Raw genomic sequence first — 22,222 nt, forward strand, 5'->3', positions numbered from 1 at the left:
CTCGCAGCCCCAAAGGGACGAGGGGTATAACACTCCACACGAGGCAGTATCGTTACCTCCTATTATCAAGCATTTATTTTACCCATCTTGATAAATTTATCGCAGCATTTACATCCCTATCGTGATAACTATTGCATGAAGCACAACGCCATTCACGAATCTTTACACTCCACTGTCCTTCTGGTTGAACTGAATGGTCGTATTTAACGCCGCAACATGAGCAAATCTTGCTTGAAGCGAACCATTTATCAGCTTTTACATACGCAATGCCGTACTTCTCGCACTTGTATGACAAACATTGAAAGAAGAAGTTTAATTTTTGAAATGAAAATGCTTTCGATAGTTTTTTGTTTTTTAACAGGTTTGAAATAGATAAGTCTTCCACAACAATCCTCATTGGTTTGGTTTTCACCAATTTAGCTGTTGCTTGATGGATATGGTTATTTCGGATATTCATAATTTTCCTAGATAACCGCAGGTGCTCCGCTTTCGCTTTTTCATATCCGGCAGATTGAATTTTCACACCTTTTTTAAATCTCTTAGACATATCTCTTTGCGCTGACTTTTTCCTTTTCAAAAGCTTTTTAACCTTGGCGTCTTTGTTTATATTTCGTTCTTTCGTACCATTAGAAGCTACAAACAGCTCTTTTAAACCAACATCCACACCGATTGACTCATTGGTTAGTTCTTGTGATTCAAAGTCTTCTTGGAATCCCACACTAATCCACCAGTGACGACCATCAAAGGTAACTCTTGGATTGGATGGTTTTTTATTTCTTGGTAGTTGTTGGCTTGTTTTCACTTCTCCAATAGACTGAATATGAACGACTTTTTTTCCTATAATCAGTCTTTCATAATTGGCATAAAATCCTTGGATCAAATCTTTTTTGGATTTATAAGAAGTGTGAGAACCATTTTTGTACTTTTTGAACGAATTTTTTCTAGCCGTATCAAAATCTTTTGAAGCCTGTTTAGGAACTTGTGCATTAATGTCTTTTAACCACTCATATCTCTTTCGCTTCTTGATCTTTGTAAATCGTTTCTGTAAAGCTAACTGTGAAACAGATTTTCCAAATAGCTTATAGTATCTATCACTCATTCTTTTACAATAGTTATAAGCGAATCTTGCAGCGCCAGCATGATTTCTAAGCACCTTTTCTTCTTCAGGCGTTGGAATTAGTCTAACTTTCTTCGCCAATATCATCAGAATGTAACTCCTTTAATGAAAGATTTGTTCTTCTGAATCGTAGCGTGTTCCACCAGCGTTCTCCTGAGACTACTTGGATGCAAACCTGTTAATTCTGATACTTGACTAACTCGTAAAAACTTCATTATTATTCTTACCTCATTGAATCTAACATAGCACGTACGTTCGATAGATTCAATGAGTTTTGATAGATTTAATTAAATGTATCTCGTTCAACTAAGGGCGCAATTCCTTAGCCAGTTCTCTTATGAACTTCTCATGTTTTCACATGAGCGCAGACTATATGTTTATCTCTTTAGAGATAGAGGATTTTTCCATCACCATAGGCTTGTGATGTACTCTCGTCAGTTATACGAGATAGTCGTTGAACGTTCATCTTATCACTTTTGACTTAGATGATTCGAGGCGGAAGACCCATTGTTCTAGTGTTTAGGGTTTAACCTTGCACGATCTGATTGATTTTTTCTGCTTTCGCAACATTCACGCTCGCCATTTCTAGCCACGTTGTAGTTCAATCAGCTTTAGGGATTGCCCGCAGTTAACCCTCACTACTAGCCAATCACTTGACTAGCAGGGCTTACTGATATATTTAATTAACTTTCGTTATAATTGGTTAAATAAATCGTAACAGTTAGTTACCCCCTAAAGAATCCCCTTTTAAATAGAATAACCTCATCAATAGACTATCAGGTCATCATACCTTTTAGCCAAAAAATAAAAAACGTTTAAGAAAACGTTTTCGATAACTTTCATTTATACTTTAGCACATTATTTTCTTTCAAAAAAGATTTTTTTGAAAATTTTATTATTTAACATAGAAATCTTACAAAAACGTCATGTTCTTGTAATGTTCATCGATAGGAAGCCCGCTACATTTCCTGCATAATAAAGGTATAACAACGGACATTATTTATGAGGTGATATATATGAACGGAAACAAAATATTAGCAGCTTTATCATACTTTAGTGTATTATTTGCCCCTATCTTATTCCCTATTATCGTGTGGATTGTGGGCGATTCTGAAACAAAACCACACGCAAAACGCGCTCTATGGACACACATCATTCCAAGCATCGCGTCATTTATTGGATTTATTATTCTAGGAATTATGGGTATCGGATCGGATCGACCAGACGTAACACTTGGAATTGGAGCAATGATTGTCTTATGTATTTGTGGCATTATTAGCTTACACTACTTCATTTGGAACATCGTAAAAGGTATTAAAATACTGAAAGCTTAATTTTAAACAAACGTTTGATTAAAAAGGCACTATCGCACGATGATAAATGAAATTTCATCGATAACCGACTTATTAATAAGAAAAAAACCGTCCCAAAATACCTTTTGGGACGGTTTTTTTATCTTCTGCGTTTCTTCTTTTTTCTCATCATTTTCTTTCGGCGCGTGTTCACTTTATCCGCTATAATGTGGAGCGTACTCGCCACCACAATTCCCATTACGAACGTTACAAGTTCAACCTCATGTTTCTTCGCCATTTCTATTAAATTCCCGTCAAGTACGATTACATTTAATAGGAATAAAAACGGAGAAAACACAATTAACATGTATGCGATACGAATAATATCACCAAGTATAATCGTGTGTGTAAAAAAGGAACGATGCGGCATTATCCTCTTATACGGGTACCAAAATATACGTAGGAATCCCCATTTATTGTACGCATTACTATACGTATCTAAATCTGGTGTTAAAAATGAAGTGCCCACTAAAAAGCCAATTGCAAAAGTTAATAAAAAATCGAAATCTGTTAATCCATACGAAAAAAGCATAAACAAAACAACCGGAAGGGATATTAAGTTTATTTTCGTATGCGTTTTTCCTGATGGCATAATGCACTTCCTCGCTTACGTTCGCCCTGTCACCATATGACAGTTCTCACCTATTGATCTAATTTCTGATCGATAAATGATGTGTCTATATCCGAACCAAACCATTCTGCCAACTTCATTCGTGCCTTATCTTTCACATCTTCATTGACGTATAACGACGCTTGTAATAGCGCGGCCATTAACGCCCCTAAATCATCCGTATAACCAACTCCAGCAAGGAAATCTGGGATAGCATCAATCGGTGCAATAAAATAAGCAAGTGCTCCAATTACAATCATTTTCACTCGTTTTGGAACATCGGGTCTTTGCAAAACATAAAACAATAATAAACTTGCATAAATAACCGACTGCCCCGCTTGCTTTGCAACATGTTTTACTTTCTTCCAAAACGCTTCAACTGAAAATTTTTGTTCCATATAAAAGCCTCCCTATTTTTTCAAAAAAATAAGCTACAATATGATATCAGTAAAAGTTCATCAAAATTACACATAATCTATCAATGAATTTTCATTGTAACAAACAAAGACAAAAAGAACAAGTGTTCGTTAATTTTTACATATTTTCCTTCATATAATAGTTTTCTAGACAACCACTTACCCATCTTCATTTCTTATTTCTCAACCATGAAAATTTTCACTTTCACTTAACACTTTGTTCCATCTTTGTTATATTTTCTAGTTGACGGGTATATAAACGAATGTTAAAGTTTTCTCTGGTAGTAACAAAACACATACAAAAAATGTAAAATGTTATAGTGTTTCTCAGAAATGAATTTTGTTGTATAATACAGAAATGACGTTATGCTTATGAGCAACACAAGAAACTAAAAGGGTATGCATAGTTATAGTCGTATATGGGTGAATATAGAAACTCTAATTATGGCCAAGAAAACTATGTATTTTTTATTTTAACATTTTTCGCTCCAAAATCGACCAAGCCTGATAGAGAAAGGGTGGAAATGAATGAAAGAAACCATGAAATCACAATTTCAACATGTGCGTTTCACTTTATTGGTAGCTTTGACTGTATGGCTAAAAACCTACATCATTACACGCACAAGCTTTGATTTAAAACTTGAATCTTTCATGCAAGAATTCATTTTATTCATTAGTCCATTAGCAGCATCATTACTGTTTGTGGGCCTTGCATTATTTGCAAAAGGGAAAAAACGTAACTATATAGCACTTGGAATTAACTTTATCTTAACGTTCATCCTTGTTGGTAACGTAATGTTCTACGGATTCTACAATGACTTCGTTACTTTACCAGTACTAGGACAAACGTCTAATTTCGGAAGTTTAGGTTCTAGTGTGAAAGAATTATTTAGCTTCAAAATTATGCTTGCATTTGCGGATATTATCGTATTCTTCATTCTATTGAAGAAGAAGAAAGATTTTGCACCGACAGAGCGTGTAGCACGCCCGATGCGTTCTTTATACTTCGTATCAACAATTGCTATTTTCTGCGCAAACCTAGGACTTGCAGAAGCCGAGCGTCCAGAACTATTAACACGTTCATTCGACCGCGTTATGCTAGTTAAAAACTTAGGACTATATGTACACCAAGTATACGATCTTGGCTTACAAGCAAAATCAAGTTCACAAAAAGCGTTTGCTGATAGTAGTAAATTGCAAGAAGCAGAAAACTATGTGAAAACGACACAAAGTAAACCAGATCCAAATATGTTTGGTACTGCAAAAGGGAAAAACGTAATTGTTGTCTCTCTTGAATCATTACAAACGTTCTTAATTGGAGCACAAGTTAACGGACAAGAAGTTACACCATTCTTAAACCAATTTGCGAAAGAAAGTTATTACTTCGATAACTTCTTCCATCAAACTGGGCAAGGAAAAACATCTGATGCTGAATTCTTAGTAGATACTTCTTTATATCCACTAGACCGTGGTGCTGTATTCTTCACACACGGTAACAACGAATACACAGCAACTCCAGAAATTTTACGTCAGCAAGGGTATCACACGTCGGTATTCCACGCAAACAACGCAACGTTCTGGAACCGTAACATTATGTATCCGGCACTTGGTTATGATCGTTACTACAACGAGCTTGACTACAAGATTACGCCAGAAACAAAATTAAACTGGGGATTAAAAGATATCGAATACTTCGATCAATCTATCGATATGTTAAAAGAAGTAAAGCAACCATTCTATACTCGCTTCCTTACTTTAACAAACCATTACCCATTCACTTATGACGACAGTACGAAATTAATCGATGAGTACAATTCTGGTGATGGCGTATTTGACCGTTACATGGTAACTGCTCGTTATTTAGACGAAGCACTGAAACACTTTGTTGAGCGTCTAAAAGCAGAAGGCATTTACGACAACTCTGTTATCGTATTCTACGGTGACCACTACGGTATTTCTGAAAACCATAACCGTGCGATGGCACAGTTCTTAGGAAAAGAAGAAATTACTGCATTTGACCATATGAACTTACAAAAAACACCGATGTTTATTCACGTTCCAGGTCAAAAAGAAGGTAAAACAATTTCAAAACCAACTGGTGAAATTGACATTAAACCAACAATTCTAAACTTACTTGGTGTAGATTCTACGAATCAAATTCAATTCGGTCATGATGTATTCTCACCAGACAATAAAGGATTCGTTGTTCTTCGTGACGGTAGCTTCGTTACAGATAAGTACATGTACACGAACAATACATTCTACGACCGTAACACAGGTGAAGTCGTACAATTACCGAAAGAAGAAGCTCAACCACTAATTGATCGTGCCCAAAATGAATTGCACATGTCTGACAAGATCATTGAAGGTGACTTACTTCGCTTCTCAGACAGTAACAAGATCAAAACTGGTGAAGTAAAAACAGCTATTAAAGAAGAAAAGAAGAGCGCTGAGTAATCTCAGCCTCTTTTTTTATATTCCTCTCTCTTTCCTCTTATATGCATTAACTTTAAAATTACATAACCTTTACCAAATATTCACACGAAATTAATGGAGCATCTCTATAATAAAATATGTAAACGAGGTTCTATATATTTCTTATCTCTCATCTTTACTAAGATCCCTTAATGAAATATGTAAATCGTTTGTTTCTATTTTCTTATCATTGTCTTTTACAATGTTTTGTTTCCTTACACAAAACATTCCATGAGACGATGTCCCTATGAAAGATAGCTACCCTCCTTGTGCAGCATTCCATAAGAATGTTGCTTTTTTTTATTCAAAAGCAGGATTCTTATTTCTTATTTTCGAATTTATATATACAAAATGCTATAAATTACCACTACTTCTTTGCGATTTATCAATACATATACGTCATATGTAAAGAATTACTCACATAAAAATGACTATCATGACTTTTATTCCGAATGAAAGTTTCATGTTACTTATGTACTTATGAAAGGATGGGACGACAATTGGCATATGAAAGATTTGTACTTTGGAATGATGCAGTTATTGATACAACAAAGCAAAAAACGTACATAGAACTTGAAGAAAGAGGCTTGCAGTTTGGAGATGGTGTCTATGAGGTGATTCGCCTATACAAAGGGAACTTTCATTTATTAGATCCGCATATAACAAGATTATATCGTTCCATGGAAGAAATAGAATTATCTCTCCCTTTCTCAAAAGCAGAACTCATCATATTACTTTACAAGCTCATTGAAAGTAATAATTTCCACGAAGATGGAACCATTTATTTGCAAGTATCTCGCGGTGTACAAGCTCGTACTCACGCATTCTCATATGACGCTCCTCCGACAATCTATGCCTATATTACAAAAAAGGAAAGACCAGCTTTATGGATTGAATATGGTGTACGTGCTATATCAGAACCAGATTCCCGCTGGCTCCGCTGTGACATTAAATCATTAAATTTATTACCAAATGTACTCGCTGCTACGAAAGCGGAGCGCAAAGGCTGTAAAGAAGCACTATTTGTACGAAATGGTATTGTAACGGAGGGAAGTTGTTCTAATTTCTTTCTAATCAAAAATGGCACTCTGTACACACATCCAGCCAATCACCTTATTTTAAACGGTATTATTCGTCAATATGTCCTTTCTTTAGCGAAAACCCTTCGTATTCCTGTACAAGAAGAACTTTTCAGTGTTCGTGACGTGTATCAAGCAGATGAATGCTTCTTTACAGGAACTACAATTGAAATTTTACCGATGACTCACCTTGATGGAACAGCGATTCAAGATGGTCAAGTTGGACCTATCACAAAAATGCTACAAAGATCCTTTTCTCAAAGTTTGTTACAATCCAACATGTCATCTTCTTAAACACGAATAATTGCTATCCTTTCTACATTCAATATATGTATTTAAATGGAAATCAAGGTGTGGAATTCATACCTTGATTTTTTCTTGTAATCTTTTTGTCATATTCAGATTCCCGCATAAGTCTTGACAGTAATCGACATGCTCTTTAGAATTTTTAACAGTTGGTAAATATTTCTTCACTACATTACAGACAGAAAGGAATCGACAAATTATGAAAAAATACCTTGCCGGTCTTGCGGCAGTGTCTGTAGCAGGAGGAGCAGCTCCTACACTCGATAGTGTTCAAGCTGCCCCTGAACAAAATACACAAAAAGCTGCTACGCAAGCTGTCCAAGCTTCTGCATCAAACAACTCATCTTATACGGTGAACACTAGCGTATTACATGTACGCGCAGGATCAAGTACTTCTCACGACATCATCTCACGCGTTTATAACGGTCAATCTTTAAACGTGATTGGCGAAGAAAATGGCTGGTTCAAAATTAACCACAATGGAAAAACTGGCTTTGTTAGCGGTGAATTTGTATCAAAAAATGGCGCAAGCAATTCCAATGTAAGTGCAACAGGTGGAAAAAATAAAGTTACTGCTGATGTATTACGTGTCCGTACAGCTCCTAACACTTCTAGTTCTGTTTCAGGACGTGTATATGAAGGTCAAACGTTAAACGTGATTGGTCAAGAAAATGGTTGGGTAAAAATCAATCATAATGGACAAGTTGGCTACGTAAGTGGCGAATTCGTATCTGGTGTTTCTTCTAATGCAGGTTCTTCAAACAACAACCAAGAATCTGTAAAACCAGCAAGCGGAAACTATACAGTAAATGTATCTTCTCTTCGTGTTCGTACAGGCCCTAGTACTTCTCATACTACTGTAGGTTCTATTACAAAAGGACAAGTAGTACAAGTCGTTGGCGAAGTTCAAGATTGGTTCAAAATCAATTATGCAGGTCAAACTGCTTACGTAAGCAAAGACTATGTAACAAAAGGCGGTTCTAACGACAACGTTACACAAGGAAACAACCAAGAACAAAATAATAATGTAACCGTTCAAACTGGTGGTACATACGTTGTTAACGCAACATCTCTACGCGTTCGTACGGGCCCTGCTACTTACCATAGCGTAATTGGTGGCGTGTTAAACGGTACTACTTTAAACGTAATTGGATCTGAAAACGGTTGGTTTAAAGTGAACTATCAAGGAAAAACAGGCTTTGTTAGTAGCGAGTTTGTAAAATTCGTTAAAGGTGGCACTACTACTCCTGAACAGCCAAAACAACCTGAACAACCTAGCCAAGCAATTGGTGACTACTACATTAATGCTTCTGCATTAAACGTACGTAGCGGTGAAGGCACAAATTATAGAATCATAGGCGCACTTCCACAAGGACAGAAGGTTCAAGTAATCTCTGAAAACTCTGGATGGAGTAAAATTAACTACAACGGTCAAACTGGTTACATCGGAACACGTTTTCTATCTAAAACACCAGTGGGCGGTGCAGCGAATAACAAGCCTAACAACGATTCTAATCAAAATAACAACAATCAAAACAATAACAATACAAATAGCGGTGACAGTTCTTCTCTACTTGCATACGCAAAATCAATGCAAGGCGTACCATACGTTTGGGGCGGTACTTCTGCTAACGGTGTTGACTGCAGTGGTTACATCTATCACGTATTTAAGAAATTTGGTCATAACATTAGTCGTCAAAGTGTTGCAGGATATTGGAGCAGCCTACAAAAAACTTCAAATCCACAACCAGGTGACTTAATTTATTTCAAAGACACTTATAAATCAGGTCCTTCTCACATGGGTATTTACCTTGGTGGGGGATCATTTATCCAATCCGGAGATAAAGGTGTAGCAATCGCTTCATTAAGTAACTCTTATTGGAGCAAGCACTTCTTAGGTTATACGAAAGCACCTTAAGTTGTATTTTCAAAGCCTTCTAGATTACTAGAAGGCTTTTTGTTATACGTTCACCTCATTACCCCCTTTCCCTATCTTCTCTCTACAAAAATAATGCATCTATTTTCCCATTTCATACACCATATTCTACAAAAATAATCCATAACGTTATCATAATGTATATATTTTCATAAAAAACATAACCTATTTCATGACAATTTATTTTATATGTGTTTTTTTGATGAATTTTCTTTTTATTTAAACTTTTCGTTAGACGTTTGACCTCCGATGTCCATTATGATAAGTTACTTAAGATGTTATATTCGAAAAAGTATAGACAACTGGTTTATACACTTTTTTTACTATGAGGAAGGAGCATACACTGCATGAATCTTTTATGGGGAATTGGCGGCGTGATTGGAGTATTAGCAATTGCTTTCTTACTATCTTCCAACCGCAAAGCTATTAATTGGCGCACAATTTTAATCGCGCTAGCATTACAAATGTCATTTTCATTTATTGTATTAAGATGGGATGCTGGTAAAGCAGTTTTAAAATACGCTGCTGACGGCGTTCAAGGATTAATTAATTTTTCTTACGAGGGAATTAGATTCGTTGCTGGGGATTTAGTCAACGCAAAAGGCCCTTGGGGATTTATCTTCGTGATTCAAGCACTACTTCCAATTGTATTTATTAGTTCATTAGTTGCAATCTTATATCATTTCGGTATTATGCAGAAATTCGTTAGTATCATTGGTGGTGCATTAAGTAAACTTCTTGGAACTTCGAAAGCAGAAAGCTTAAACTCAGTAACAACTGTATTTTTAGGACAAACTGAAGCTCCAATCTTAATCAAACCTTACTTAGCACGCTTAACAAACAGTGAATTCTTCACTATTATGGTAAGTGGTATGACAGCTGTTGCCGGATCAGTTCTTGTCGGTTATGCCGCAATGGGAATTCCGTTAGAACACTTATTAGCAGCAGCAATTATGGCAGCTCCATCAAGTTTATTAATTGCAAAAATAATTATGCCAGAGACAGAACAAGTAGATAATAACGTTGAACTTTCTACAGAACGTGAAGACGCAAACGTTATCGATGCAGCTGCACGTGGTGCATCTGAAGGTATGCAACTTGTTATTAACGTAGCAGCAATGTTAATGGCTTTCATCGCATTAATCGCTTTATTAAATGGATTATTAGGATGGGTTGGTTCTTGGTTCGATATTAAACTTAGCCTTGATTTAATCTTCGGTTACTTACTATCACCATTTGCAATCTTAATCGGGGTTTCTCCAAATGAAGCTATACAAGCGGCAAGCTTTATCGGTCAAAAACTTGCAATCAACGAATTCGTTGCATACGCAAACTTAGGGCCACACATGGCAGAGTTCTCTGCAAAAACAAACCTAATTTTAACATTCGCAATCTGTGGTTTCGCAAACTTCTCTTCTATCGCAATTCAATTAGGTGTAACAGGAACATTAGCTCCTACTCGCCGTAAACAAATTGCACAATTAGGGATTAAAGCAGTTATCGCTGGTACATTAGCAAACTTCTTAAATGCAGCAGTTGCAGGTATGATGTTCCTATAAAGTGAAGGCTGCCCGCGAATAGCGGGATACATTTTCACATAAATCCGCCTCTTTTAAAGAGGCGGATTTTTTACATATTATCCATATCTAGATGTATAGACAATATGATACAATAATTAGTAAGTCTGTTTATTTTTTCTTGCAAAAAAAAAGGATATTACTTGTTATTGTTCTATTGAACAGGATTTATAGTCTAATTCTTAATAATTGCACATACTACAAGTGTCCTTGTATGAATTACCTTTAAGGAGGAAAGCTTTGTGAAAGATAAGTTCTATAAAATCCTATCTATGTGGATTTTACAAATTGTATTTTATTTTACTACTGTACATATAACAAAATATGAGCATGCGCTCATTTTTACAATTATATATGTAATTGTAAATGTACTATTCCTATTCTTAGCTGATAAAACAGCATTTGTTTTCTTCATACTCGGAACTATCATTTCCGTATTCTATTTATTTTATGAAGCATGGCTTCACTTATGGAGTACATCACACCAATGGGAATATATCATTACCCACTTCCTGATGGCAGCTAACTTCTTCATTGTTTATATATCAACCCACTTATTAAAGAAGGTCATTCACGAAAATAGAAATTTAACTGCACGCGTGAAAGAGTTGGAACAATACATTGGAGAATCGAAATTATTAACGAGACAAGAATTTGAAAGACGACAAGCATTAATAATAACTGCAATGAAGCGTCGTAATGAAACAGGCATTATTATTTATTTTGATTTCACTTCCTTTAGTAAATATACGAAAGAAAGTGTTATGGACCGTGTAGCTTCCTTATTAGTTGAAACAGTACGAACTGACTTTGACCTCGCTGCCGAGTATGACAACGACACGTTAGTCATTTTATTACAAAATACAAATGATGCCGGTGCAGATATCGTAATGAACCGTCTACAGCCAAAAATGGAGAAATGGCTTGCAAATCAAGCAATTCAAGATATTAAAATGACACGAAAACACATTGCTACCGAAGGACCGACAGTATTATGATGACACTCGTTATGCTCCTACTATTTCTTTTGTTTTGTGTACTTGTCTTTTGGATTAGCATTACATTCTCCATTAAGTATGTGTTAATCTTTACAGCTTTTCTATTCTCAGGGTTACTCGTTTACTACTCTTTCTTAACAATCGCAGGCTTAGTTCACCGAAATACTAAACGAAAAGATCGTACGCTAGAACATTATCCAAGCGTCGATATTTTAATACCCGCTCATAACGAAGGTGTCGTTATGAAAGATACATTAGAGGCAATGGCAAAGATCGAATATCCAGGAAAACTGACCGTTTATTTACTAAACGATAACTCGCAAGACGAAACACCTGAAATTGGTGATGACTTTGACAAAGCTTATGCTCATATTCGTCACATTCGTGTCCCGCCCGGTGAACCGAAAGGGAAATCACGTGTATTAAACTACGGTCTTAGTATTTCCGATGGTGAATATTTCTGTGTTTACGATGCAGATAATCAGCCTGAACCACATGCCTTGCGAATGCTTGTAGAACACGCCGAAACAACCCGGGATGCTGTTGGGGCTGTTGGACACGTTCGTACAGTAAATGAAAAGAGAAACTGGCTGACGCGAATGATTTCACTAGAATTCCAAATCTTCCAGCTCCTTATGCAGTCTGGGCGCTGGTTATTATTCCAAACAGGTTCCCTAACAGGAACGAACATGCTTCTTCGACGCTCCGCATTAGAAGAGCTTGGTGGCTATGACCCTTATGCAATTGCAGAAGATGCTGAATTAACATTACGAATTACACAAAAAGGCTATCTCTTACCAATCGTTCCAGAATCGATTACATGGGAACAAGAACCTGAGCATTTAAAAATTCTTATTAAACAACGTACGCGTTGGCTCCAAGGAAATTTATACATTTTAGAAAAAATGTTTTCTTCCTTAAGCTTCTTTAAGGGAAAACTTCTTGTCCATTCCTTACAGCAAGTTTTAGTGTATGTCGTATTTTGGCTATTCCTAATCATTTCAAACGTTTGGTTTATAATTGGATTACTTGGGATATTCCAGATCCAATATAGTATCCCGCTATTATTTATGTGGTACGTTGCGTATATTACATATGTTTCGCAATTATTTAGTGCCCAAAGTGTTGAGCGAACCTTTACACCGACTAATATTTTCATTAGTGTCATCATGTACTTTACGTACGCACAGCTCTTTACGTACTTATTCATTCGCAGTTTAATCTTATACTTACGTGCAAAGAGTAAGAAACAAGTCATTGGCTGGGATAAAACAGTTCGATTCAAAAAAGACAAATAAACAGCACATTAAAAATAAGCACAGAGCGCCGTATGCTCTGTGCTTATTTATTGCCGTATAACTTATATATCAGACAATACCCCTTAGCTGAAAGTAATTTCACGTCCATCCCCCAACGAACGATCGACCTTCATTTATATACGAAAAAGTGATTGCTATTTTTGTAGAACCAATTGCTTCTCTTGCTGTTCTTTGCGCGTTTCAGTCTTAGGTTCCGTGCTTTCTTGGACACTACGATGTGCCACACGTTTCAAACAAATATGCTTCCACTTTCTTTCGTAACGTTTCATTATTCTAGATGTCCCCCTTGAATACGCTTTAAAACTATTTGAAATCGCTTACAGGAAATAATATAGCACATATACATAAACGTGACAACACATTTCCGACAATTTTTTGTCAAAAATGCAAATAGAATTTGAAAGATATCGAATATTGTCGAAATGTATCGTTTTTTATTTGTATAAAAGGCATACTACTTATATAATAATGAGTTTTATTTCCCTTCATTATAATAAAAATCACTTCTATGCAAAAAAAGAGCTGATATAAAATCAGCCCTTTTCCTTCTATTATTTATGTCGCTTCATACGACCTTCCTTTTGTAACTCTTTAAATAATGATGCCATCATAAAGAAAATAACAAATACGAACGGGAACGCCGCAATGATAGCTGCCGTTTGCAAGGCTTCTAATCCACCAACATATAATAGGATCGAAGCTAACGCAGCTAATACAAGACCCCAAACTAATTTAATACGGTTTGGCGGATTTAAACTGCCATGTGTCGTTAACATTCCTAGAACGAATGTCGCAGAATCTGCAGATGTAATAAAGAATGTCGAAATAAGAAGAATAGCTAGAACAGATAAAGCTGATCCAAAGCTTCCCATCTGATCAAACATAGCGAATAATCCTACTTCTGTTCCCATCTCTTTCACTTTCTCGAAGATATGTGCATCACCAAACAACTCCATATGAATAGCTGTTCCGCCAAAAACAGAGAACCAAAGTGCACCAATTACGGTCGGTACAAGTAACACACCGATAACAAACTCACGAATAGTACGCCCTTTTGAAACACGTGCAATAAACGTACCTACGAATGGTGACCATGCAATCCACCATGCCCAATAGAAAATGGTCCATGACTGAATCCATTGATTTCCGCCTTCATCTAATGGACTTAAACGGAAACTCATACTTGGCAATTCTTGAATGTAAGAACCGATTGTTGAAGTGAAATAATTCATAATAAAGTTTGTTGGACCTGCAAATAATACAATAATCATAAGTGCAAATGCCAAAATAATGTTTGTATTACTTAAATATTTAATCCCTTTATCAAGACCTGTTTGTGCAGATAACATGAAAAGAACGGTTACGATTGCAATAATAACTAACTGTGTCGTTAATGAATTCGGGATAGATGTTAAATAACTAACACCACCTGCAATTTGTTTTGCACCAAGACCTAATGACGTCGCAACACCAAACACCGTCGCGAAAACAGCTAAAACATCAAATGTATGAGCAATACGCCCATGTTCCCCGCCTTTAAATAACGAACCTACTGTCGCACTAATCGTACTTGCTTTTCCTTTTCTAAAAGTAAAGTAAGCAATACATAACGCTACAAACGCATATAGTCCCCACGGATGTAATCCCCAGTGGAAAAATGAAAAACGCAGTGCGAGACGCGCACTTTCTTCCGTTCCACCTTCTCCAAACGGAGGTGCGTACAAATGGTTTAATGGTTCCGCAACGCCCCAGAAAACTAAACCGATACCCATACCGGCACTAAATAACATAGCAAACCATGTCATATAACTATAATCAGGTTCGTCATCATCTTTACCTAAACGAATAGAACCGTATTTCGAAACAATTAAAAAGATAGATACACCTAAAATAATAGAAACAGAAATAATATAAAACCATCCAAACTTACTAACTAGCGCAGTTTGAATTGCAGTTGTTACATTTCCTAGGCTACCTTTTCCAATAATAGATTCGGGAATAGCCCCCCAAATTGTAAATGCAATACATAATGTTAATGAAACGATGAATGTTTTTGTCAGTTTCCTCATCAAATCCCCCTTCGTAGGTTTAACTTTTGTAAATAACATAAATTCCGATATGTTAAATCGGATAGAAAACTATAACTTTTGCGGTGATTTTCTTTCAATTCTCTTACTTTCACCTTCACCAATTAGAATTCTTATGGACAGCCTTACCTTCCGTATAACCTTTTCACTCTGCAAGAGCTACAAGATAGAAATACTGCTGTCAAATTGTGCGAGAAAAATGCGGATGGGAATGTATTTTCCCAAAAAAGGGTGTGTTACAGATGTAAAAAAGGGCAAATTCCTTCCTTGCAACCCTTTTCTCTTGTAACAATTATGCGGTTTTTTTGCTAGTATATAGCACATGTTTATAGATTCACAAACGAAATGTTTATGTTTATATAACTATATTACCCATAAAACGGTAAAATACTCAAGGAATGTAATCGTTTAGTAAACATCATGTAACACTATCGTAATATTTTTATTTACGCCGAAAAAAATATGTTGCATTAAATATTTTGAATATAACTAGAAACCTACTAATCACATAGAATGAAAAACGCTTCCTTATATTTTTTGCTATATTACAAGATGTTAACGACTTATTACGAATGGTTTGTAATTGTGTGTTTTCCCTAAATCCGAAAAAATCTGTTGCTATAATGAGGACACGAAAACAAACGCAATGGAGGCTATCATGAAAAAATTAATTGGTATAGCAACAGCAGCAGTTTTTGGTCTTGGGATTTTCACATCAACTGCTAATGCAGAAACTGTTGTAACAACAGACGTACTAAACGTACGCGAAAACCCTACTACGGAATCAAAAGTTGTCGGTAAATTACTAAACGGTAATAAGATAGATGTTCTAAATGCAGAAAATGGATGGTCAAAAATCTCTTTAGATGGTAAAGACGCATTCGTAAGTACAGAGTTTACAAAAAGCATCTACTACGTAACAGCTAACGTATTAAACGTACGTGCTGAAGCGAATACAAACTCAGAAATTCTTGGAACGCTTAAGAAAGACGATATGATCGAAACAACGTACCAAGTACAAAATGAGTGGTTACAATTTGAATATAACGGGAAAACAGCTTACGTTCACGTTCCTTTCTTAACAGGTACAGCACCTGTTATTGAAAAACAAGAACAACCTGCTCCTGCTAAAGCGCAAGCACCAGCTAAAGCTCAAGCACCTGCAGCACAAGCAAAACCAGCTGCTAAGCCTGCTGTGAAAGCTGCTGAAACTAGCGAACCTTCTGGTGGTCGTGAGTTAACAGTTGAAGCTACAGCATATACAGCTCACCCGAGCGAAAACGGTGGCACATATGGCGGCCGCGTATTAACTGCAATGGGTCATGACCTAACAGCGAACCCAAATATGAAAATGATCGCTGTTGACCCGAAAGTAATCCCATTAGGATCTAAAGTATGGGTTGAAGGTTACGGAGAAGCTATCGCTGGAGATACTGGCGGTGCAATTAAAGGTAACCGTATCGACGTTCTAGTTGGATCAGATAGCGCTGCCCAAAAATGGGGACGCAAAACTGTTAAAGTGAAAATTTTAAAATAACCAATGACTACTACAGCCGGTTCTCTTTATTGAGAGTCGGCTTTTATTTTTTTATAATACATATAAGGAGGCTACGCCCATGAATATACAAGCAAAAGTTGACTGGATTGGTACACCAAAACCGTATATATATAAAGATGAAATCACATATGACGCTATTTCCATTGATTTTTCACTCGCTGGCGATGACAATCGCTATAAGTTAATTGTGCTCAAGTCTGAAGGAAATACACATTACAAAATCGTGCAATACGGGATAAAACCAGGCTCCCAAAAGCCTTTTCCCATCGATATTCCATTCGAAGAAAGCATGTTACCAATTATAAAACAAATATTACACGACCCATACGTAAAAGCGGTATTACAGGAATCACGCTCTTAATTACAAAAAAGGATGTTACTTAGTAGGAAAGTTCAACTAGGCAACATCCTTTTTTGTAATCCTAACTTCATTTTTTCTGTTTTGAGCATTTTTTGTTTATAATGGTAAAGGAAAGAAATCTGTGTACGGAGGAATATTATGCTGCAACACTCAATTACGAAAGATGAAATTATGATGATTGCGAATGAGTTCGTTCAAGGACTAGATCCACAGCAAACGGCTGATCAGGAACATGTCGCTACAGCTCGGCACCTATATCGTAGTGGTGTTGTCTATAACGTTGACTTTGATGGGTATACGCTATCTGGAACTGTAGATGCGGAAGGCAGCGTATATAGCGTCCACATCCCGATTCGTAATGTCGCTGAAAGCTATTGCGATTGCTTCGCACCAACACAATGTGAGCATATGCTAGCTGTGTTACTATCTGCAGCGTCTAGTTTCGGGCAAGTAGGGGATGTATTAACTTTATTTAAAAATAATACGAAACCTTCCCTTCCTCCGATTCGAACTGCAAGACAAGTATTGCAATCATCAGCTTTTGAAGAAAGCGATTATAAAAGTTGGCAATCGTATTTTGACAAAGAATATGATTCATTTAAAAAAGAACAAGCTCGGCTTACTTATAAACAAATGTATTTTCTTATGAGTATCTTTACGGACTTCTATACAAAACTTGAACGGAAAGCTCCGCGCGTCATTGCGATACATGAATTATTCCGGCTACATGCTGCACTTTATTGCTTTCAAAAATTGCTAGAAGAAATTCAGTCGTTTGAAGTAAATAAAACGTATTCTTATCATCAGCCTGTTAACGTCGTTCGGTTATTTGTAGATAAAGTGGAAGCAATCGTTCGGGACTTACAATCAGATGCGATTCCTCAAGAAGTGGAAGCTATTTTGCAAGAAACAGCTCGTCTCGTTCATGAAGTATTCTTCTCAACCGACTCCTATACACAAGAACGATATTTCATTTATCGTCACGTATGGAGTGAACTCTTAAACAATAAAGAGAAACTGCAAGCGGAAGAACAACGAATTGATACGAAAATCAATCCACTTTCCAAAGCATTAGCATCTTCTCACCTACTCTTTTTAAAGGAAGAAGACCAATTAGCAATGGACTTACTAAAAAAACAACCTGCTTCTGTTGTAAGTCTGTATTTCTATTGGTTAGAAGAGCTATTAAGTGCCATGCAGTGGGATCGTGCGAAAAACTGGCTTTCCTTTACGTATAAACAAGTAAAGGAAACGATACATGAACATGAAAATACAATCTTCATAAAAGATATCGTTCGGTTATTTGTCATCATGTATGAAACATATGCAACACATACAAATGAACAAGCTGGATTCGAAATGATTTTGCAAGAACTCCTGCCGTATAGTTTCGCAAACTATGAGCAATACGTACTCGCGAAGAAACAGTATCGTACATGGGCAGAACTTCATCTCTTATATGGATTTGAAGCAATTGAACTATTAAAGGAACCGCTGAAAGATATTGAAAAAGAAGCGCCTGAAGCAGCACTTCCTCTTTATCATCTTGCTGCCGTAGAAGCAATTGAAGAGCGAAATCGTAAATCATATAGACGTGCCGTTCGTTACTTAAAAAAATTACGTATATTATATAAACGATTAAAACGTACCGACGAATGGGATGCTTTCATCATTCACATCGCCAATCTACATTCACGTTTGCGTGCACTACAAGAGGAATTACGGAAAGGAAAATTAATCGATGATCAATCAAACTGAAGTAACAATTAGGCTCCAGCACATTAGTCAAGGTTGGTTCCTTTGGGGAGAAGATGACAGCGGTACTCCATTATCCGTAACAAGTTGGAAACGAAATGCATTCACATGGCACGCCACTTCTTTCTACGGTACGTTTCTAAAAGAAGCAACCTTTGAAGGAAAACAAGGTGTTATCCTAACAAACGCACAAGCATTTGAATACATCGCAAACAAACCGATGAACTCCTTTGCACATATTCAAATGAACGGCCCTATTACAGCACTTGCGAAAGATGCGAATGAATTATGGGATGCCTTCACAAGCGGTAGCTTCGTACCCGATATGGAGCGTTGGCCCAAACAGCCATCTTGGAAAGTTCAAAATACACCAATCGAAGATGACACATTAGCATCTCTTTTCTCAGCCGCAGTAAATGAAAGCATATTACAAGATAACCGTTCAAATGACGGATGGGAAGATGCAAAAAGGCTATATGAACATTATGACTTTACGAAAAGACAGCTGGAAGCAGCACTACATGAAGAAGATTGGCTTCGAAAAATTGGTTACATTGAAGATGATCTTCCGTTTACAGTCGGCTTAAGACTACAAGAACCACAGGAAGAATTTGAAATGTGGAAACTTGAGACGGTTGTTACGCCAAAGCGCGGGGCACATCGCATATATGTATATGAAAACATCGATTCCTTACCGAAAAGATGGCACGACTATGAAGAACGTGTTACCGAAACACAAGAAGGTTTTAGTAAGCTCGTACCGTGGCTTAAGGAAGATGATACGTTCCGAACTGAACTCTTTGAAACAGAAGCGTGGAACTTCTTAACAGAAGCAAGTAACGAATTACTCGCAGCTGGTATTACGATTCTACTACCATCATGGTGGCAAAATTTAAAAGCAACAAAACCAAAATTACGTGTGCAGCTGAAGCAAAATGCCACGCAAACACAATCTTTCTTCGGCATGAATACGCTCGTTAATTTTGACTGGCGCATTTCAACGAACGGCATTGATTTGTCAGAAAGCGAATTTTTCGAACTCGTTGAACAAAACAAACGGTTATTCAATATAAATGGTCAATGGATGCGACTAGATCCCGCCTTTATTGAAGAAGTAAGAAAACTCATGAACCGTGCCGATAAATATGGACTAGAAATGAAAGATGTCCTCCAGCAACATCTATCAAATACAGCTGAAACAGAAATTGTAGAAGAGGATAGCCCGTTTGCAGATATCGAAATTGAACTAGACGGATATTATGAAGAGCTATTCCAAAAGCTCTTACATATTGGCGATATCCCAAAAGTAGACGTCCCTTCTTCACTAGATGCAACACTACGTCCGTATCAACAACACGGCATTGAGTGGTTATTATATTTACGAAAACTTGGATTTGGGGCATTATTAGCCGACGATATGGGACTTGGCAAAAGTATTCAAACGATTACTTACTTACTATATGCAAAAGAAAATAATCTCAAAACAGGCCCTGCCTTAATCGTAGCGCCGACATCCGTTCTTGGAAATTGGCAAAAAGAATTTGAGCGTTTCGCACCGAATTTACGTGTTCAATTACATTACGGAAGTAACCGAGATAAGGGCGAGTCATTTGAAGATTTCCTTCAATCAGCAGATGTTGTATTAACGTCTTACGCATTAGCTCAGCTCGATGAAGAAGAACTGACTTCGTTATGCTGGGACGCTGTTATTTTGGATGAAGCACAAAATATTAAGAACCCGCATACGAAACAGTCGAAAGCAGTACGAAACTTGCAGGCAAATCATAAAATCGCTTTAACCGGTACGCCGATGGAAAACCGCCTTGCTGAGCTTTGGTCCATTTTCGACTTTATTAATCATGGATATCTCGGCAGCTTAGGACAATTCCAGCGCCGCTTCGTCACACCGATTGAAAAAGACCGTGATGAAGGAAAAATCCAACAAGTTCAACGTTTTATCTCACCATTTTTACTGCGCCGAACGAAGAAAGATCAAACAGTCGCATTAAACTTACCAGATAAACTAGAACAAAAAGCTTACTGCCCTCTTACTGGGGAGCAAGCGTCCTTATATGAACAACTTGTTCAAGATACATTACAAAATGTAGAAGGATTAAGCGGGATTGAGCGCCGCGGATTTATATTACTTATGCTGAACAAGCTAAAACAAATTTGTAATCATCCTGCTCTTTATTTAAAAGAAGAAGAACCACAAAATGTCGTTGAACGCTCTATGAAAACAAAAACGTTAATGGAGCTCATCGAAAATATAAAAGATCAAAATGAAAGTTGCCTCATCTTCACGCAATACATTGGCATGGGGAACATGCTAAAACGTGTGCTAGAAGAAAAATTCGGTCAGCGCGTCCTCTTCTTAAACGGTAGTGTACCGAAGAAAGAGCGAGATAAAATGATTGAACAGTTCCAAAACGGAACGTATGATATTTTCATCCTATCATTGAAAGCTGGCGGAACAGGCTTAAACTTAACTGCAGCCAACCACGTTATTCACTATGATCGTTGGTGGAACCCTGCTGTAGAAAACCAAGCAACGGACCGCGCATATCGCATTGGTCAAAAACGATTCGTTCATGTTCATAAACTCATTACTACAGGAACGTTAGAAGAGAAAATTGATGAAATGTTAGAACGAAAACAATCATTAAACAACGCTGTCATTACAAGCGATAGTTGGATGACTGAACTATCGACAGACGAATTAAAAGAATTACTTGGTGTATAAACTTAAAAAAGGAGCAAATCTCGTAATGAGATTAGCTCCTTTTTCTATGCCAAAACCAATTACTTATTATAATCCCCGTTAATCCGCCGCACGTATCTAACAATGAATCTTGCCACATCGGTGTACGATCTCCTGTAAACGATTGATGGATTTCATCAAATGTTGCGTATCCCGCAACGAAAAGGAGAGCGTATAGAAAACACCTTTTTCTCGAATAACCCGATCGATAAAACGCGTAATACGTCAATGAACCAAGCATAAAGAACACCATAAAATGAGCGCCTTTACGAAGGAAAAACTCAACAAATCCGCCTACACCTTTATTTTCAATACTAACAGGTGTACCTCCACCATAATCGATAGATACCCATGAAAAATGCTCTTTCACAAACTCAACATTTATATATTGTTCAATATCTGAGCGTACATCCTGCTTTGTATACGGTTGTGCTGAAGAATAGAAAATCAGCCCCATCCATAGTACTACAGGAATCCAAAATAATTTACGATTCATTCTTCCGAAACTCCTCTCC

Annotated in this window: 16 protein-coding genes; 11 read left to right on the top strand and 5 right to left on the bottom strand. The window is 36.9% G+C overall.

Annotation, left to right across the window (positions count from 1 at the left end; translation table 11 throughout):
* Window positions 1-73 precede the first annotated feature (73 nt).
* Window positions 74-1,204: an RNA-guided endonuclease InsQ/TnpB family protein gene (locus ACQKNI_RS14040; RefSeq protein WP_427282437.1), complete on the bottom strand. Its 1,131-nt coding sequence runs from the start codon at window positions 1,202-1,204 to the stop codon at window positions 74-76.
* Between the two features lie 929 nt (window positions 1,205-2,133).
* Here ACQKNI_RS14040 and ACQKNI_RS14045 point away from each other — a divergent pair.
* Window positions 2,134-2,451: a DUF4870 domain-containing protein gene (locus ACQKNI_RS14045; protein ID WP_406911529.1), complete on the top strand. Its 318-nt coding sequence runs from the start codon at window positions 2,134-2,136 to the stop codon at window positions 2,449-2,451.
* Between the two features lie 118 nt (window positions 2,452-2,569).
* Here the strand turns inward: ACQKNI_RS14045 and ACQKNI_RS14050 are convergent, their stop codons facing one another.
* Window positions 2,570-3,061: a metal-binding protein gene (locus ACQKNI_RS14050; RefSeq protein ID WP_088229884.1), complete on the bottom strand. Its 492-nt coding sequence runs from the start codon at window positions 3,059-3,061 to the stop codon at window positions 2,570-2,572.
* Window positions 3,062-3,111: 50 nt separating this feature from the next.
* Window positions 3,112-3,477, bottom strand: a complete 366-nt coding sequence (locus ACQKNI_RS14055) for a YkvA family protein (RefSeq protein WP_088229885.1) — start codon at window positions 3,475-3,477, stop codon at window positions 3,112-3,114.
* 546 nt (window positions 3,478-4,023) lie between these two features.
* Between ACQKNI_RS14055 and ACQKNI_RS14060 the strand changes: the two genes are divergently transcribed.
* From ACQKNI_RS14060 to ACQKNI_RS14085, 6 genes are all read left to right on the top strand, one after another.
* Entirely contained in the window at window positions 4,024-5,952 is a 1,929-nt protein-coding gene (locus ACQKNI_RS14060; protein ID WP_427282438.1) for an LTA synthase family protein, read from the top strand.
* Window positions 5,953-6,458: 506 nt separating this feature from the next.
* Window positions 6,459-7,343, top strand: coding sequence for a D-amino-acid transaminase (locus ACQKNI_RS14065; protein WP_098252732.1), 885 nt, complete (start codon window positions 6,459-6,461; stop codon window positions 7,341-7,343).
* Window positions 7,344-7,554: 211 nt separating this feature from the next.
* Entirely contained in the window at window positions 7,555-9,273 is a 1,719-nt protein-coding gene (locus ACQKNI_RS14070) for an SH3 domain-containing protein (protein WP_088229890.1), read from the top strand.
* Between the two features lie 365 nt (window positions 9,274-9,638).
* The gene (locus ACQKNI_RS14075; RefSeq protein ID WP_088229891.1) at window positions 9,639-10,850 is read left to right on the top strand and encodes a NupC/NupG family nucleoside CNT transporter; all 1,212 of its coding nucleotides are present in this window, start codon (window positions 9,639-9,641) and stop codon (window positions 10,848-10,850) included.
* 260 nt (window positions 10,851-11,110) lie between these two features.
* Window positions 11,111-11,866, top strand: a complete 756-nt coding sequence (locus ACQKNI_RS14080) for a diguanylate cyclase domain-containing protein (RefSeq protein ID WP_427282439.1) — start codon at window positions 11,111-11,113, stop codon at window positions 11,864-11,866.
* Window positions 11,863-13,164, top strand: coding sequence for a glycosyltransferase family 2 protein (locus ACQKNI_RS14085; protein WP_088229893.1), 1,302 nt, complete (start codon window positions 11,863-11,865; stop codon window positions 13,162-13,164). The genes ACQKNI_RS14080 and ACQKNI_RS14085 overlap by 4 nt, the downstream gene beginning before the upstream one ends.
* 572 nt (window positions 13,165-13,736) lie before the next feature.
* Here ACQKNI_RS14085 and opuD read toward each other — a convergent pair.
* The gene (gene opuD, locus ACQKNI_RS14090) at window positions 13,737-15,254 is read right to left on the bottom strand and encodes a glycine betaine transporter OpuD (protein ID WP_088229894.1); all 1,518 of its coding nucleotides are present in this window, start codon (window positions 15,252-15,254) and stop codon (window positions 13,737-13,739) included.
* Between the two features lie 676 nt (window positions 15,255-15,930).
* Between opuD and ACQKNI_RS14095 the strand changes: the two genes are divergently transcribed.
* The 4 genes from ACQKNI_RS14095 to ACQKNI_RS14110 all read left to right on the top strand — a co-directional run bounded on the left by ACQKNI_RS14095 (window position 15,931) and on the right by ACQKNI_RS14110 (window position 21,689).
* Window positions 15,931-16,809 (top strand): cell wall-binding protein EntA, encoded by an 879-nt coding sequence (locus ACQKNI_RS14095; protein WP_427282440.1) that lies wholly within the window; start codon window positions 15,931-15,933, stop codon window positions 16,807-16,809.
* Between the two features lie 79 nt (window positions 16,810-16,888).
* Complete coding sequence (locus tag ACQKNI_RS14100; protein ID WP_088229897.1) at window positions 16,889-17,191, top strand: DUF3910 family protein; 303 nt, start codon at window positions 16,889-16,891, stop codon at window positions 17,189-17,191.
* A 138-nt stretch (window positions 17,192-17,329) separates the two neighbouring features.
* Window positions 17,330-18,949: an SWIM zinc finger family protein gene (locus ACQKNI_RS14105; RefSeq protein ID WP_427282441.1), complete on the top strand. Its 1,620-nt coding sequence runs from the start codon at window positions 17,330-17,332 to the stop codon at window positions 18,947-18,949.
* Window positions 18,933-21,689, top strand: coding sequence for a DEAD/DEAH box helicase (locus ACQKNI_RS14110; RefSeq protein ID WP_144559706.1), 2,757 nt, complete (start codon window positions 18,933-18,935; stop codon window positions 21,687-21,689). The genes ACQKNI_RS14105 and ACQKNI_RS14110 overlap by 17 nt, the downstream gene beginning before the upstream one ends.
* Before the next feature lie 31 nt (window positions 21,690-21,720).
* On the opposite strand, the gene ACQKNI_RS14115 is transcribed toward ACQKNI_RS14110, so the two are convergent.
* Window positions 21,721-22,203 (bottom strand): VanZ family protein, encoded by a 483-nt coding sequence (locus ACQKNI_RS14115; RefSeq protein ID WP_088229900.1) that lies wholly within the window; start codon window positions 22,201-22,203, stop codon window positions 21,721-21,723.
* Window positions 22,204-22,222 lie beyond the last annotated feature (19 nt).

Origin of the sequence: Bacillus sp. NPDC094064 (assembly GCF_050279585.1) — a bacterium.
Classification (GTDB): domain Bacteria; phylum Bacillota; class Bacilli; order Bacillales; family Bacillaceae_G; genus Bacillus_A.